This window comes from Leisingera sp. ABM4_103 (genome assembly GCF_056158685.1).
On sequence record NZ_JBSWTU010000004.1, the window covers coordinates 22,835 to 37,335 of the forward strand.

The 14,501-nt window shown below is 59.2% G+C and carries 10 protein-coding genes and 1 pseudogene; 6 read left to right on the forward strand and 5 right to left on the reverse strand.

Annotation, left to right across the window (positions count from 1 at the left end):
- Positions 1 to 141: 141 nt before the first annotated feature.
- On the forward strand, positions 142 to 1,338 hold the full coding sequence (locus ACXAED_RS01030; RefSeq protein ID WP_475046209.1) for a polysaccharide biosynthesis/export family protein: 1,197 nt from the start codon (positions 142 to 144) through the stop codon (positions 1,336 to 1,338).
- Here ACXAED_RS01030 and ACXAED_RS01035 read toward each other — a convergent pair.
- From ACXAED_RS01035 to ACXAED_RS01050, 4 genes are all read right to left on the reverse strand, one after another.
- Positions 1,335 to 3,857 carry a hybrid sensor histidine kinase/response regulator gene (locus ACXAED_RS01035; protein ID WP_475046210.1) on the reverse strand — a complete coding sequence of 841 codons (2,523 nt, stop codon included), beginning with the start codon at positions 3,855 to 3,857 and terminating at the stop codon, positions 1,335 to 1,337. The two genes, ACXAED_RS01030 and ACXAED_RS01035, sit on opposite strands and share 4 nt — an antisense overlap.
- 55 nt (positions 3,858 to 3,912) lie before the next feature.
- Positions 3,913 to 4,419 (reverse strand): putative pterin-binding protein, encoded by a 507-nt coding sequence (locus ACXAED_RS01040; RefSeq protein ID WP_475046212.1) that lies wholly within the window; start codon positions 4,417 to 4,419, stop codon positions 3,913 to 3,915.
- Between the two features lie 102 nt (positions 4,420 to 4,521).
- Positions 4,522 to 5,409 (reverse strand): UTP--glucose-1-phosphate uridylyltransferase, encoded by an 888-nt coding sequence (locus ACXAED_RS01045; protein ID WP_475046213.1) that lies wholly within the window; start codon positions 5,407 to 5,409, stop codon positions 4,522 to 4,524.
- A gap of 23 nt (positions 5,410 to 5,432) precedes the next feature.
- On the reverse strand, positions 5,433 to 6,824 hold the full coding sequence (locus ACXAED_RS01050) for a WecB/TagA/CpsF family glycosyltransferase (protein WP_475046215.1): 1,392 nt from the start codon (positions 6,822 to 6,824) through the stop codon (positions 5,433 to 5,435).
- A gap of 247 nt (positions 6,825 to 7,071) precedes the next feature.
- On the opposite strand from ACXAED_RS01050, the gene ACXAED_RS01055 reads away from it, so the two are divergent.
- From ACXAED_RS01055 to ACXAED_RS01070, 4 genes and pseudogenes are all read left to right on the forward strand, one after another.
- Positions 7,072 to 7,686 carry a response regulator gene (locus tag ACXAED_RS01055; protein WP_019296427.1) on the forward strand — a complete coding sequence of 205 codons (615 nt, stop codon included), beginning with the start codon at positions 7,072 to 7,074 and terminating at the stop codon, positions 7,684 to 7,686.
- 132 nt (positions 7,687 to 7,818) lie between these two features.
- Positions 7,819 to 9,264, forward strand: coding sequence for a GumC domain-containing protein (locus tag ACXAED_RS01060; protein WP_475046217.1), 1,446 nt, complete (start codon positions 7,819 to 7,821; stop codon positions 9,262 to 9,264).
- On the forward strand, positions 9,261 to 10,517 hold the full coding sequence (locus ACXAED_RS01065; RefSeq protein WP_475046218.1) for an O-antigen ligase domain-containing protein: 1,257 nt from the start codon (positions 9,261 to 9,263) through the stop codon (positions 10,515 to 10,517). Before ACXAED_RS01060 ends, ACXAED_RS01065 begins: the two co-directional genes overlap by 4 nt.
- 63 nt (positions 10,518 to 10,580) lie before the next feature.
- Positions 10,581 to 11,046 (forward strand): annotated as a pseudogene (locus ACXAED_RS01070) (IS5 family transposase); the annotation flags it as partial.
- A 22-nt stretch (positions 11,047 to 11,068) separates the two neighbouring features.
- On the opposite strand, the gene tnpB reads toward ACXAED_RS01070, so the two are convergent.
- Positions 11,069 to 11,530, reverse strand: a complete 462-nt coding sequence (gene tnpB / locus ACXAED_RS01075) for an IS66 family insertion sequence element accessory protein TnpB (RefSeq protein ID WP_475046219.1) — start codon at positions 11,528 to 11,530, stop codon at positions 11,069 to 11,071.
- Between the two features lie 1,064 nt (positions 11,531 to 12,594).
- Between tnpB and ACXAED_RS01080 the strand changes: the two genes are divergently transcribed.
- Positions 12,595 to 14,274 (forward strand): glycosyl hydrolase 108 family protein, encoded by a 1,680-nt coding sequence (locus tag ACXAED_RS01080; RefSeq protein WP_475046220.1) that lies wholly within the window; start codon positions 12,595 to 12,597, stop codon positions 14,272 to 14,274.
- The last annotated feature ends 227 nt before the right edge of the window (positions 14,275 to 14,501 follow it).

Here is a 14,501-nt window from a genome sequence, read left to right on the forward strand (position 1 = left end):
TTGCCCCCCAGGACAGGGCAACGGTGCAACAGAACTGTCGCATATCCGAACGGATAGCGCCGCGATATCAACGGGCTCTCGACCGCTGAGGCCGAATTCCGTATCACCGGTACAACCCGCAGTGATCGCTTGAGCAGTAGAATGATGAAGCCCCTCAAAAATGGAACGGCAATTCTGGCGGTTTTGTCTTTGAGCGGCTGCGCGCAGATAGATCCGCCAGACAACCTGGAGCCGATTGCCTCTGGCGACGGGTATCAGGCGCAATACCGTGAACCGGAGGTGTCCCGCAGCGAAGCCGGTTTCCTGCAGTCTCAGACAATGAACGAGTCCAGGTGCCGGCCCGCCGCCGGCGGAACCGGCGGCAAGTGGGCCGGAACGGCGCAGGCTGCGCTCGCAGGTGAGAGGTTCACCCGCAATGATCTGGTCAATGTGCGCATCGGCGATGATGAGACCTTCAATGGTGACTACGTCATCTCCAGGGATGGCTCGCTGAAACTGCCTTTCCTGTCACCGATCCGCGCCCAGGGCCGAACGGCCATCCAGATCGAGGATGATATTGCCGCGAAACTGATCGCCGAAGACTTCTATTCTGACCGCCCGCGGTTGTCGGTCCGGGCAGCTGATTTTGCCTCGGTCACAGTGGGCGTTTCGGGTGCCGTTTTCGAGCCTAAAGCCGTGGAAATCGGCGGTGTGCCAGGTGACGAAGTGGATTCCCGCAGGCAGGGCGCACTGGGGGCCTCGACCGAAGCCCGCAACCTGTCTGCCGCATTGCGTGCGGCAGGCGGTGTACGCCCGGATGCGGACATTTCGGCAGTCGAGGTGCGGCGCGGCAGCAGCCTCTACCTGCTGGACATGCGCGGAGTGTTCGAAGGCCAGAACGCCGTCGACATCATGCTGCTGACAGGCGATCAGGTGCATGTGCCCAGCCGCGGATGCTTCCAGGAAGACCTGATGCGGCCCAGCCCCATCAGTCCTCCGGGGGTGACACTGTTCTTGTCGAACCTCACCCAGCCGGCAGCAGGCAACGCGCTCTCTGCTATTGGCCGCGAGGTGCGCGAGTTTCCCTACGGCACGCGGTACCTGCAGGCGGTGGTGGACACCAACTGTGTAGGCGGAGCACGCGCCACCAGCGCGCACCGCTCCTCGGTTCTGTTCTCCCGCAATCCGGTCACCCAAGTGTCTGTCGTCATCGAGCGGAGGATCGAAGACCTGCTGCGCCGCGCTGACCGGGACGATTATGACCCCTTCCTCCTGCCCGGAGACGCCATTGCCTGCTATGACAGCACAATCACCAATCTGGGAGAGGTCGGCCGCCTCATCGGCGCCTTCAGCTACTAAGCCAGATTGAGCACCGGCTTGGTGGAGGCCCAGGCCTTCCTCAAGGGGGGCAACGCGTCTTCTGCCGCTTGGTAGTCCTGGCTGAGTGACGCTTTCTCGAGACAGATCAGCGCACTGCGCAGCTCCGGAAGCCCAAAGGTCGCGGCGCTGCCGGCAATCCGGTGGGCTTCGACTGCGGTTTCGTTCGCAGCCAAATCCTGCCCGTTCTCTAGGGCTTTGAGGAAGGCTTCCATTTCAGCTGCAAAGCGGTTCAGGAGAGGTTTTAGCGCCTCGGCACCAACCGTTTCTTCCAGTTCAATTAGCTGCTGCGACCGCAGCGCAGCACCTTCCGGTGCTGGCGGAGGCGGAGAAGGATGGTCTGCAATCAATTGCAACAGGCCTTCACGCGTCAATGGTTTGGTCAGCACATCATTCATGCCGTCCTTCAGAAAGGCTTCCTGCTCCTCAGCCATCGCGTTTGCTGTCACGGCAATAATCGGCGCGCGCGCTGACGCGCCGCCACCGCTCCGGATCGCCCGCGCGGCGCTGCGCCCGTCCATGACCGGCATGCTGATATCCATTAGGATCAGGTCAAAGCCAGTTTCTTCTGCCATCTCGACCGCTTCCCGGCCGTTGTGCGCTTCGGTCACAAAATGCCCCTGTGCTGTCAGCATCTCCCGGGCGACATGGCGATTGATCTCGTTGTCTTCCACCAGCAGGACATTTGCCCGCTTCCTGGCGGGCGCATCAAACCGGGCCTCTCCCTTCGGCTCAGGTTCCGCAATGGCCTGAACAGGGAAGCTGACATTGAAGACACTGCCTTCTCCCGGAGTGCTTTCGACAGTGATCCGGCCACCCAGCGCTTTCACAAACCGCTGGGCAATCCCCAGACCCAGCCCGGTTCCCCCGACTTCCCGGTCATAGGAGCTGTCTCCGGTCGCGAAATCATCGAAGATATGCGGCAGTAGGCCCGGATCGATACCTATACCTGTATCCCGCACCGAAATACACAGGATGGTCTTTCCCTCGGCAGCGGCACTGGCCTGCGCGGTGATGGAGATCCGCCCATCTTTTGTGAACTTGACTGCATTGCCGACGATGTTCATCAGAATGTGCTGAATGCGGTCCCGATCCGCGTGGACCCAGTTGAGCGGCGCCCCTGTCCAGCCCCACTCCAAAGTGCTGCCGTTGCCCGCCGCTGCACCGCTTAGGCTGTCCACGATGTCCTTCAGCAGAGTGCTGATATTCATGTCCACCGTGTGCAGCCGCAGCTTGCCCGCGTCGAATTTAGTAATGTCCAGAACATCCGAAATATGGCTCATCAGCAGTTTGCCGGACGTCTGCATATTTCGGATGTAGCGGGATTGCCGCGCGCTGAGCCGTGTTTCCTCCAGCAGTGTCAGGTTGCCCAAGAGCCCATTCAGCGGCGTACGGATCTCATGGCTCATGGTGGCCAGGAAATCGGTTTTGGCTTTCTCGCCGGCCATCGCACGGTCGCGGGCCAGAACAAGCTCAGCCTCTGCCTGCACCTGACTGGAAATATCACGCAGGAACGCGATGAAGATTTCCCCGTCCTTGGTGTCCGCCGCCTGGATGGCAAGCTCCACGGGGAAAACTTCGCCGTTTGCCCGCTTCGCTTCAAGCTTGAAGCGCCCGCTACCTACAACACGCTTTTCGCCTGTTTCGCGCAGGCGGGCCATACCGGCCTGATGCGCAGCCCGGTGATGTTCCGGAACAATCAGTTCGCCCAGATCGCAACCCACTGCATCTTTCGCGGAATAGCCGAAAATCTGTTCGGCAGCGGCGTTGAAATCCGTGATGCGCCCTGACGTATCCGCCACGACCACCGCGTCAAGAGACGTGCTTGTCACAATGTTCATGCGCTCACTGGCTTCGATGACTTGTGTCCTGCGCCGCACGTTCTGAGCGTTCAGCACCGCCAAGTAACAGGCAAGCACAGCGAGCGCTGCCACCAGCGCGGCAATGGCAATCGCTAAATGCATCAGGGTGCCCGAAAAGGCCTCGCGCCGGAAGTCGGACTCCACAGCGAAATAGTTGAGGCCGGATACGGACAGCCGCCGCACATCCGGGCGCACAGCCCCGGTTTTCTGTTTCAGCGCAGGCAATAGGGCCGGGAGGGCACCTTCTTCGCTGTCAATCACAGGGACGGCGCGGTCAAGGAAGGCTGCAACTGTCGCCAGATTGGCCGCGAACTTCGGCACTGCGCGCAATTCGCTGTAGATGGATGCCTGCTGCAGCGTGCGTATTCGGCTGAAAAAGACGTCGAACTTCTGCCGGAGGCTGCGAATATCCGGGCTATTTCCCTGCAGCGCCTGCGCCAGTTCAAGTTCGAACTGGAGAAACTCCACCTCGGTCTGAGAAAGGTTCCATTGAATGTTGTCGGAACTGGCAGAGTTCAGCCGCGTGATGTCGCGGGACACATTCAACGCCAGAAAGGCAATGGCTGCCAGGCCCAAAAGGGCGGGCAGCACAAGGGCAGACAACCGTAGCCACATCTTTCTGCGTTGTGTGCCGCCCATTGCCATAATCCTCAAATGCAGGCAGCCAAGCTAAAAGCGCCGGGTTCAGCGCTCGCTACTCTATCACTTCGATGCGGTCGAGCTGCCAGATACTGCGGGAATAAACCACCTCTGATTGATATTCGGATTTGCTGTCGTAAGGGTAAACAATCCATAGCGGCCCCTTGTCACGCACCGACATTTCCTCGCCGTTAAGCTTGTAGGCAATGATCGGTCCCCCTTCGACAGCATCCGACAGCGGGATGTCCACTGCGTAATCGTTAATGGCCGTAGCCCGAAGCTTGGTTCCGGTGATGCCAAGATGGTCAACCAGCTGCTCCAGCGGCACACCTTCAAAATGCTGCACGCCTTGCGTCCAGATTGTCGACGTTTCAAACTCCACGGCACCCAGTCCTTCCAGCATGGCCAGATCGAACTGCGTTGCTTCCCCGGCGTTTTCCGCTTTCGGCGCGCCAGATACTGTCAGCACTACCTCTCCGGCTGGCTGGTCCAGATTTCCCGCTGCCAGCGGCTGCGCGGCGAACACGGAAATTGCAACTATCTTGAGCGCTTTAAAAAGCATTGCGCGACCTCCTTTGCTGGTTGACCCAGATATGACACGGCGCGGCGCGGGCGCCAAAAGGTTAGACGGATACCCGTCTATCCTTTCGAATAGGTCCCGCATTCATGCCGCTTGCGGAACCGGGGCAATACGCCCGGCAAGAAAGTCAGACAGTTCATGGGCCAGTTCCGGCCGGTCCAGAGCAAAGGCCGCCGTCGCCTGCACGAATCCTTGCACGCTGCCGCAGTCGAACCGTTCGCCATCAAACCGGAACCCGGTTACACCTGCTGAGGGAAGGTCCGCGTTGATGGCGTCCGTCAGTTGCAGCTCTCCGCCAGCGCCCGGGCAAATGGCCCCGAGAGCCTCAAAAATCGAAGGCTCCAGAATATACCGGCCAACGACGGCATGTGTTGATGGTGCCTGCGCTGGATCCGGCTTTTCAACCATCCCGCGGGCGTGAGCGAGTTTTCCGGCTTCCTTCGCGACATCTAGGATGCCGTACGAAGAGGTCTGCTCGCGCGCAACTTTCATGGTTGCCACCATGTGGCCGCGACTCACGGCATGCGCCTCCACCATCTGGCGCAGCGCCCCGCGCGGCGCCCTGATCACATCATCGGGCAAAAGCACGGCAAAGGGTTCATCACCAACCAGGCGTGCGGCCAATCCCACGGCGTGGCCCAGGCCCAGCGGCTTGCTTTGGCGCACGAAGGACAGGGCGCCTTCCGGCATCCGGGTCCGTGCGATGGCCGCCAAAGCCGCTGTCTTGCCGCGCGCTTCCAGCGTGCTTTCCAGAGCGGCGGCAGTGTCGAAGTAGTCCTCCAATGCTCCCTTGCCTGCGGCAGTGACAAAGATGAACTCTTCGATTCCCGCTTCGCGGGCTTCGTCCACTGCGTATTGGATCAGCGGACGGTCCACCAGCGGCAGCATTTCCTTGGGGATGGATTTGGTGGCGGGCAGAAAACGGGTTCCCATGCCGGCAACGGGGAAAACAGCTTTGCGAATATGTGTCATTGGATACCTCCTGAAGTGTGGGATCAGTAAGCGCCGCGGCCGGAAATCACCGCGCCGAAGGTTCTGAGGATGAGCTGGAGGTTCAGCTTGAGCGAGCGCGCCTGAATGTAGCTGAGGTCCATCTCGATCATTTCCTTGAAGCCGACAGAGGCCCTGCCCGACACCTGCCAGACACCGGTGATGCCCGGTTTGACTTGCAGGCGCCCAAGCGCCCGGGGCGGGTAATCTGCAACTTCGCTCGGCAGTGCCGGGCGGGGGCCGACAATGGACATTTCGCCCCGCAGCACATTGAACAATTGCGGCAGCTCATCAATGGAGGTCCGGCGCAACCAGCGGCCGACACGGGTAATCCGCGGATCTTGGCGCGACTTAAAGCAGAGACCGTCCCGGTCTGAGACGTTCAAGATCTCCGCCCGCCGGGTTTCCGCATCTGCCGTCATCGAGCGGAATTTAAACATGGTAAAGCTCTTGCCGTTCAGCCCGACCCGCGTCTGTTTGAAGATCGCCGCTCCCTTGCTATCTGCCCTTACTGCAAGCGCTGCCAGCAGCAGCAATGGTGACAGCAGCAAAAGCGCCGAAAGTGCAACTGTGATATCTAGTGCGCGCTGCTGGACGTCGGCGAGGCGCTTCTGCCGCAGCGCTGCCAGCCCCGCCTGGGCCAGGAAGCTAACGTTACCGGTCAGGTAGCGGCGTGCCATCCGGCGCGGCTCCATCGCCAGCCGCCAAACCCACTCCATCCTTGCCGCCCTGACCAGTTCCGGCGCCCGTGCAACCGAGCCGGACAGAAAATCGAACAGCGCGCCTACCCCAAGGGTGAGGTCGGCCTTCAGGTCACCTGCATTGCGGTGCAGCCAAAGTTCCTGCATTGGCACGCCAAGCGCGACCAGCACGATGTCGGCATCGCTTTCGTTGATGTCCGCGACAACGGCCCTGGTGTCCTGTGCTCCCGTATACCCATCGCGGGTGCCAGCAATGCGCAGGCCGGGAATGTCATAGACCAGCCGCCCCGCGGCTGCATCCGCAACTCCCGGCCGCCCGCCGAACAGGTAGACCGATTTGCCCAAGCTGGCCGCACGCTGCAACAGCTGCGGCACAAAGTCGGTGCCGTTCAAATTGGCCGTCAGCGAATGACCGGTGAACTTTGCCGCCAGTTCAACTCCGATGCCATCAGGCAAAAGGATATCCGCACTGGCGACAGCTTGGGCATAATGCGGGTCGCGGCGGCGGATATTACAGCAATGCGCGTTCATAAAGAACACGCGCCGGCGGCCAGGCGACAGCAGCTTGGCAACAGCCTGTTCAGCGCTGCTGTCAACCAGATTGAAGCCCAGAGCAGGCAAGTAAACTGTGTTCAGGCGGCGGGGGTTGACCGCAAGGCCAGCCCCGAAGTTGGAAGAGGAATACGCAAGTGTCATCTGCTAAGTCCTTGAGCTGTCGTTGGTTGCTCTCAGGCTGTTGCAGGCGGCCCTGCCTCTCAACGGAGCGGGCGGACAGGTTGCAGGTCCGATGGCATCCCCGGCTTGCCTTGCGGCGTGCAAACCTACCCGCCCGGATCAGAACCTATCCAAATGCTTACCAAGCTGCGGCGGATACGCACGACTTTTGCCGTGCAAGCGCCGCATTCACGCGGTACGTGTAGTGGAAGGGATCAAGGAGCATGTTATGAGAGTATTGATTGCCGACGACCACGACCTGCTGCGCGACACGCTTGTTCTGTTCCTGGAGGGGCAAGGGTCCATCAAGACCAGCACCGCGGCGGATCTGGATCAGGCATGCAAGCTGATCGAGACCGAAGATCCCTTTGATCTGATCCTGCTGGATCTGAATATGCCCGGCATGAACGGGCTGGCGGGCCTCAAGCGGGCGATGGCCATGAGAAACGGACAGCGGGTTGCCCTGATGTCGGGGGCAGCCACACGCCAGATCGCGGAACAGGCGCTGGAGGCCGGCGCCGCCGGGTTTGTGCCAAAGACCCTGCCGGCGAAATCAATGATCAATGCAGTCAAGTTCATGGCGATGGGGGAGCAATATGCACCCATTGATTTCATGACAGCCGCAGATCCGGAAACGGACCACCCGCTGGCGGAAAAGCTCTCGCCGCGCGAGCTTCAGGTTCTGAAAGGCCTGACAGAGGGCAAGTCCAACAAGGAAATCGCCCGCGATCTGGACATTACAGAACCCACCGTGAAGCTGCATATGAAAACGCTGTACCGGAAGCTGGAAGTGGCAAACCGCACCCAGGCAGCACTGGCCGCGCGCGAGGCCGGGCTGTTCTGACTGCCTGCAAGGGGCGCAGTACAGAAACCTACTCAATCGGATAGCTGCAAATACGGTTGCGCATCGGGATAGCCTTGCGCGCACACGCGGCGGGAAAGGCGTCAGCATAGTCTCTGGTTGAAGGAGACTGACATGCTGCAGAAACTTGCCGGAAAATTTAATGCTCCGCGGCGGCTTTGGCGCGGCATCTCCCTCCGCCGCATCATCGTCGGCGGGCGCTTGGGCGACACCAGCCGCATCCGCCGCTATCTGGCGTTCTTGCTGCTTGGGCTGGCACTGATCTGGGCACCGATCAACGGATACCTGCAAACCGCACCCCTTGCCTTCAAATCGCATGCCTCGCTCATCCTGCCCGGCTCAGGTGCCTCGGCCTCGTTGAACCTCAATGGCATCGGTCAGGCGTCCTCCTATGCCAATTCCGCCTTTGCCAGCAACTCCGTCAGCCCGACCGAAACATACAAGCGCCTGATCGGTGCCGACCGTATCCTTGCCGCGGCTGCCGCCGCAATGGGACTGACCCGCCGAGACTTCGGCAAACCGCGGATCCGGCTGGTGGATCAGACCAGTCTCATCCACGTGGAGATGACGGGCCCCAGCGCAGAAAACGCCCAGCAGCGCGGCAACGCTCTGCTGCAGGCTTTCTTCGATGAACTGGACGCGCTGCGCAAGGATGAGCAATCCACCCGCGAAGACAGCGGTCTGGCCGCTATTGATGACTACCAGCGGTCGGTTGCTCTCACCCGCTTTGATATCGAGAAACTGCAACAGGCTTCCGGGCTGCTGTCAGGGGATGAATTCGATGCGATGGTCGAAGATACCCGCGAACTGGAAGGCCGGGTCGAAGACCTGGCAGGCGAGCTCGAGGAAAAGGCGCAAAGCGTCGCCGCGCTCGAACGCACGCTTGGTATTCCCGCCGCCGCCGCGGCAGCAACCCTGAAACTCTATGCCGATGCTGATTTCCTGGCCCTTATCGAGGAAAGCGGTGCGCATGCAGCAAAACTGGCCGAGTCCCGCGCCTCCTATGGCGAGGGGCATCCGAAGGTCCAGACCGCCCGCGCCGCCCAGGCCGCGGCAGAAAGCAGCGCAATGGAACGGGCCACGGCTGTCACCGGCATCGGCCTGCAGCAGCTCGCGCTGCTTGACCTGGCCCCGGACGGGGCGCGCGCGGAACTGCTGGCGCAGCTTGTGCGCATGGACGCAGAGCGCATGGGCACGGGCCGGCAGTATCAGACTCTGTCACAGCGGCTGGTGTCGGAGCGGACCCGGCTGCAGCAGCTGTCTGCCAGCGCGGCGCGGTTGAAGGATCTGCAGCGCGACTTTTCCGTCGCCGAAGCGGTGTTTGCTTCTGCCATCGCCCGTGCCCAATCGACGAAATCGGATGTTTATGCTTCCTACCCGCTGGTTCAGGTGCTTGAAAACCCGTCCCTTCCGGAACGCCCTTCTTCGCCGGACCGGAAGATCGCCTTTGCCGCGGGGGCCGCGGCCACCTTTATGCTGCTGATCGCGCTGGTGCTGGGCTGGATCAGATCCGCGGTCATCAGCCGTCTTCTGGCCGCGCCCAAGGCGGCCCAAGCATGACCCCGCAGAACCCGGCAGAGCGGATAATTTACCGCTCCATGGCGCTGACCTGGCCCTTCTACGCTGTTGGCGCGCTATACGTCGTCGGTCCTGTTCTTGCCTGGGTTCTCGGCGCGCTGGCGGTGCTGGCACTCTACCTAGGCCCGGCGTTCCGGCCCGACCTGCGTGCAACCGGTCCCGTTCCGGTGCTGATCTGGGTTTGGATCATCGGCATGGCCATTATGCTGGTGGCCCTGTGGATCGGGCACCTCGACTGGGGGCTCGGCCTCAAGAAAACAATCAAGTCATCGATCGGCTGGGCCAAGGGCTGGGCGCTGCTGGCGTTGTTCCCGCTGGTTGGCGCGGTGCTGCCGATCCGCCGCGAGGTTCTGATCCGCGGTCAGTGCGTGATCGGGGCCTGGACGCTGGCGCTGGCACCGGTCCTGTTGGCAGCGCCCTATCTTGGCCTACCGGAACAGATCTTCACGTCACCGTTGAAGGCAGTTGGCGGGCCGGGTCCGGAGTATTTCAGCGTTTACCTGTTCACTTATGATCCGGCCAGTTGGACACCCCGTTGGCAATTCTACGCCCCCTGGTCCCCCTTTGCGGCCCTGCTGGGCGTCATCATGGTGCTGTTTGCACTGGAAGAAAAAAACCGAAAGTGGATGCTGGCCGGTGTGGCCGCTGGGGTCCTGATGATTTTGGCGTCAAAGTCTCGAATGGGTCTGGTGGGGCTGGTGGCCTGCACCGTTGCGCCGCGCATGATGCCCCTGATCCTGCGCGGCTGGGCCTGGCATGTAACGGCAGGGCTGACCGCCTCATTGGCAATCACCGGCGGAACCTTGGCGGCGCTGGCCGCGGATGCGGTGGCCGCGTTCAAGGGTGCCCGGGCAGACAGCACCCGGGTCCGCGAAACATTGCAGCGGATCGCCAGTGAACGCTGGCAGACCGAAGCCTTCTGGTTTGGACACGGCACGGTACAGCCCGGGTCCCATGCCGTGGAATACATGCCCATCGGCAGCCATCACACCTGGTACGGACTGCTGTTTGTCAAGGGGGCTGCCGGGTTTGCTGCCCTTGTTGTTCCGCTTGTTTGGCACATCGGCGTTGTCATGGCGGATGCAGCAAAACACACGCGAGGCCGCCTGCCGCTGGGAATACTCATGACAATGCTGCTGCTCTCATTCGGTGAGAATATTGAAATCGAAGCCTATATGCTTTGGCCAGGCCTGATCCTGCTGGGCGTGCATCTTCGCGAAGCTGGAGCGGCTTAGGCTCAGGACCCATTGATTTCCGTTTGGCCGCGTGATTCACGGTGCTCAAAACGAGCGGTGAACATCTCTGACCTTTTCTGGCTGAGCGACGAGCAGATGGCGCGTTTGGAACCCTTCTTTCCGAAGTCGCATGGCAAGCCTCGGGTCGATGACAAGCGGGTTTTGAGAGGGATTATCTTCGTCAACCGCAATGGGTTAAGATGGCGCGATGCCCCTGCAGCCTATGGCCCGCACAAGACTTTCTACAGCCGCTGGAAGCGCTAGAGCGAGAAAGGCATCTTCGCTCGGATGATGGCGGGTCTGGCCGCCGGGCACGGCGAAGAACAGGCCGTGACGATTGACGCTACCTATCTCAAAGCCCACCGCACAGCGACCAGCATGGCCGCGAAAAAGGGGGGCGCGGCCGCCTGATCGGTCGAACCAGGGGTGGTATGTACACCAAACTGCACCCATCTGCGACAGCCAGGGGCGCCCGCTCGACCTTTTCGTTACCGCCGGTCAGGTGAGCGACTACATCGGCGCGCGGGCATAGCTTTGCGGCCTGCCAAACGTCAAATGGCTGCTCGGGGATCGGCATGCTGGCTTTGAAAGAGAGCGGGGCGGTGAAAGGGCGCAAAGGCAACCCGGCGCCAATCTATCCCTTCAAACAGGGCTTCGAACTGGGCCTTCGTCAGGGTCATTGTCCCATCCGACAATTTGGGCCAGTTGAAACCAGCGCCTTCGATGCGCTTGTAGATCAGAACCAGGCCAGTACCGTCCCACATAAGCACCTTGATCTTGTCACGCCCCTTGGAGCGGAACACGAAGAAGGCACCTGAAAACGGATCGAGTTCAAAGTTGCTCATGACGTAGTTGGCGAGGCCATCAATGCCCTTTCGGAAATCGACAGGCGTGGTCGCCAGATAAATCTTGAATGAGTTTGACAGCGCGAGCATGAGGTCAGGCCGACAACCCGAATGAGTTTCATTAAGTCGGCTTCGGGTGCCCGCTGTATCTGGTACGGTTGTCGCCAAGGGGCTGTTTCCGGTTTTCCGAGTCGTGCTGCTTCGCTTTTGCTTTCTAGAGCTTGTTTGCTGCGGAGCTTAGCACCGATGTAGCACCGACTGGATACCACAAACGCAAGGAACCACCCGAAGGTGGCTTCAATGGTCCGATTTTATTCAGGAATTTTTGGTTGCGGGAGCAGGCAACCGCCGTATCCTACCTGCCCTCTCCGCAATCATTTAAACGTAAGATAGCTCACAGCTAACGGCAACTTTGTGCATACTGCGAGGCTATGAAATGCGGTCAGAGTCTCCAGGCTAAACATCCCGGCGGACCTTAAACCACCCTTGCAGATAATATGGGATGCCGCACCGTGGCTCGTCAAAGGAGGCGTTCGACGCAGCAGCGTAAGCAGGGACCCAGGAAATGTCGGCACACCGAGCCCGGACATAAGCATGAGACCCGGCAGCAATCAGGCCCAACAAAAGCGGTACCAATAGATGGCTGAATGACAGAAGGTGTCCAACTGGATACCGATTTGTACAGTTCGTACAGCGCGGAAGCTGCCGTTCATTTGCTTTGCGGCAGCAGTCAAAAGGGCTCGAACCGAACTTGCGACTCGGCATCGTGCTAATCATCGGTCTGGACGATTGCCATCGCTGTCGCAGATGACCGCAGGCAGCCCGGAGCGGACCAATACCTAGCGTCCAGCTAGGCCGGTCAGCATATGCAAGTCGCGGCGGTTTCCAGGCATTTTTTGCAGATGCGGCCCGCGAATAGGAGCCCATCGAAGCGGAGCAACCATCAGGCGTAGACCACGGCGTAGACAAGTCCCAACTTTACGTGTCGAAAATTGTGACAAGGCGAGCGATTCAACCATAGACAACCCAAAGGGTGACTTTTCTTAAATTTTCTGTTACCGTAGGAATCAAATTTCGAACAAAAGGTGCGTCACGCGCTTTGTAGCAGCATCCAATTTATTGCTGCTCTGATGAATATTAGATTTCTCCACATGATTACATGTGTCGACTATAAAATTTGCAATCAGATCAATCGAGGAGCGGCTTTAGACAAGCGAGGAGGGGCCGTAGATATGGGGAGTTCCATCAAACGTGACAGCGACATATCTAAACTTCACCCTGCTATTCGCGAAAAAGTCGCTGCGATACAAAAAAATCTTCAAAGTGAAAAAATTCCATTCGAAGTGTTCGAAGCGTTTCGCACGCCGGAACGCCAGGCTCAACTTTTTGCAAAGGGGCGAACTAAGCTGGGCAAAAAGGTGACATGGGTTGGGCCGTGGGAGTCGATCCACCAATACGGCTTGGCGGTCGATTTTGTACTGAAGATAGATGAAAAGTGGTCCTGGGACGACAAAGGCGCCAGAGCCAAATTTTGGGAAAGAATGCACGAGCTGGCCAAAGAGAATGGCATGACCCCTCTTTTCAACAAGAAGGGGCAATTGATCGAGAAGCCACATATTCAGTTAATCGGTGCCTCCGCCACTGAGATGCACAACGGCATATACCCCGAAGACGGCGATGAAATATGGGCCGAATATCTGAGCGACCTGATCGACAATTGGGACGGCCCGGGTGCCGCGCCTCCTAAACCCGAACTAGCCCCTGAACGCCCGCCACTCGACCCGGCAATTCTGGCAAGCCTCGGGATTGAGCAGGACAGCAAGGGGCCTGACCCAATATTTGACGCGGCCTTTGACCCTCGTTTTCAGAAGTTCCACGAATTTATCAAGCGATGGGAAGGCGGTTTCGCAGACCATCCAGCTGACAAGGGCGGCCCCACAAATATGGGGATTGCCATTGGGACGCTGGCCGACTGGCGCGGCACCGATGTGACTGTGGAGGATGTGCGCAATCTCACCCGCGCTGAAGCCGACGAGATTTTTCGAACCAGGTACTATGCAATGTGCCGCTGTGGCGAGATGCCCGAGAGAATGGCCGTGGTGGTTTATAATTGCGCGGTACTTTCCGGACCCAAAAGAGCCATCAAGTTCGTGCAGGAGGCCTTTAACGACCTGGGCCTTACCGTCGATGGCAAAGGTCTTGAAGTTGATGGGGTCCTCGGACGGCTGACAATGGGGGCTGTACAGCAAACCGATGCGGGTGTTCTGGCTGACGCATTCATGGATCGGCAAGAAAAGTATCTGCGCAGCCTAGGCACATTTTCCGTCTTCGGGGCCGGCTGGATGAACAGGATGGCCGCACTTCGCGAATTCGTGAACACACTGCCAACAGGAGCGGGTATACGCCCGACGACGAAGATGAGCATTTCGGAGAAAACCTCAGATCTTAAAGATCTTCTTACTGATGCGCTTTCCGATTACGAGGGCAACAAGAAAGCAAATATTTTAGAAGTTGCGGAGCTAATTCTGCAATCTGATACTGTTGACGGCTCTACAAGAGCCCGAAACAAGGCCCTGCTAAAGTTGCTTTTGAAAAACACGCTATCGGACAAAGATGAAGCAGTGGATGTCGCAACCCTGACCACTGGACCGGACGGAAAACCGCCTCTGACACCTATAAACGCTGCACTCGGTGAAACGATTGGCAAAGCAATGAACGGCAAGAAATCGGTGTCAGGGATACTCGGCCTGTTGCTGACAGCAGTTCTGCCACGCCTGGGAGTTTCAGGTGATATAATTCAGTTTATTTCCGCGAATACAGAATTGTTGCTAACAGTGTTTTCGCTACTCACGGGGTGGGGAATGTTCGGCAAGCTGGACAAAGCAATACGTTTGGTCGGGATGGTAAAGTAGCGGAGTTTGGGTCAGGACCCTTACGCTAAGCGCAAACGCCCGGATTGTTGGACATAGTGCGGTTGGTACCGACACGCTGGACTCAATCCATTTGGTGAAACTGGCCGGGTTGGAGCAAGCATTTTCCGACATAGGTAAAACGCATAATTTGATGACCGTCGAATAACGCAAACTGCTGGCAAGGGAAGATCAACAAGACGACGTTTCAGAGCTTATCAACGACTCAG

Coding starts and splice junctions, on each gene's coding strand:
- ACXAED_RS01035 (WP_475046210.1), bottom strand. CDS start 3,857: ATGGGCGGCACACAACGCAGAAAGATGTGGCTACGGTTGTCTGCCCTT.
- ACXAED_RS01050 (WP_475046215.1), bottom strand. CDS start 6,824: ATGACACTTGCGTATTCCTCTTCCAACTTCGGGGCTGGCCTTGCGGTC.
- ACXAED_RS01040 (WP_475046212.1), bottom strand. CDS start 4,419: ATGCTTTTTAAAGCGCTCAAGATAGTTGCAATTTCCGTGTTCGCCGCG.
- ACXAED_RS01045 (WP_475046213.1), bottom strand. CDS start 5,409: ATGACACATATTCGCAAAGCTGTTTTCCCCGTTGCCGGCATGGGAACC.
- ACXAED_RS01030 (WP_475046209.1), top strand. CDS start 142: ATGATGAAGCCCCTCAAAAATGGAACGGCAATTCTGGCGGTTTTGTCT.
- ACXAED_RS01060 (WP_475046217.1), top strand. CDS start 7,819: ATGCTGCAGAAACTTGCCGGAAAATTTAATGCTCCGCGGCGGCTTTGG.
- ACXAED_RS01080 (WP_475046220.1), top strand. CDS start 12,595: ATGGGGAGTTCCATCAAACGTGACAGCGACATATCTAAACTTCACCCT.
- ACXAED_RS01055 (WP_019296427.1), top strand. CDS start 7,072: ATGAGAGTATTGATTGCCGACGACCACGACCTGCTGCGCGACACGCTT.
- ACXAED_RS01065 (WP_475046218.1), top strand. CDS start 9,261: ATGACCCCGCAGAACCCGGCAGAGCGGATAATTTACCGCTCCATGGCG.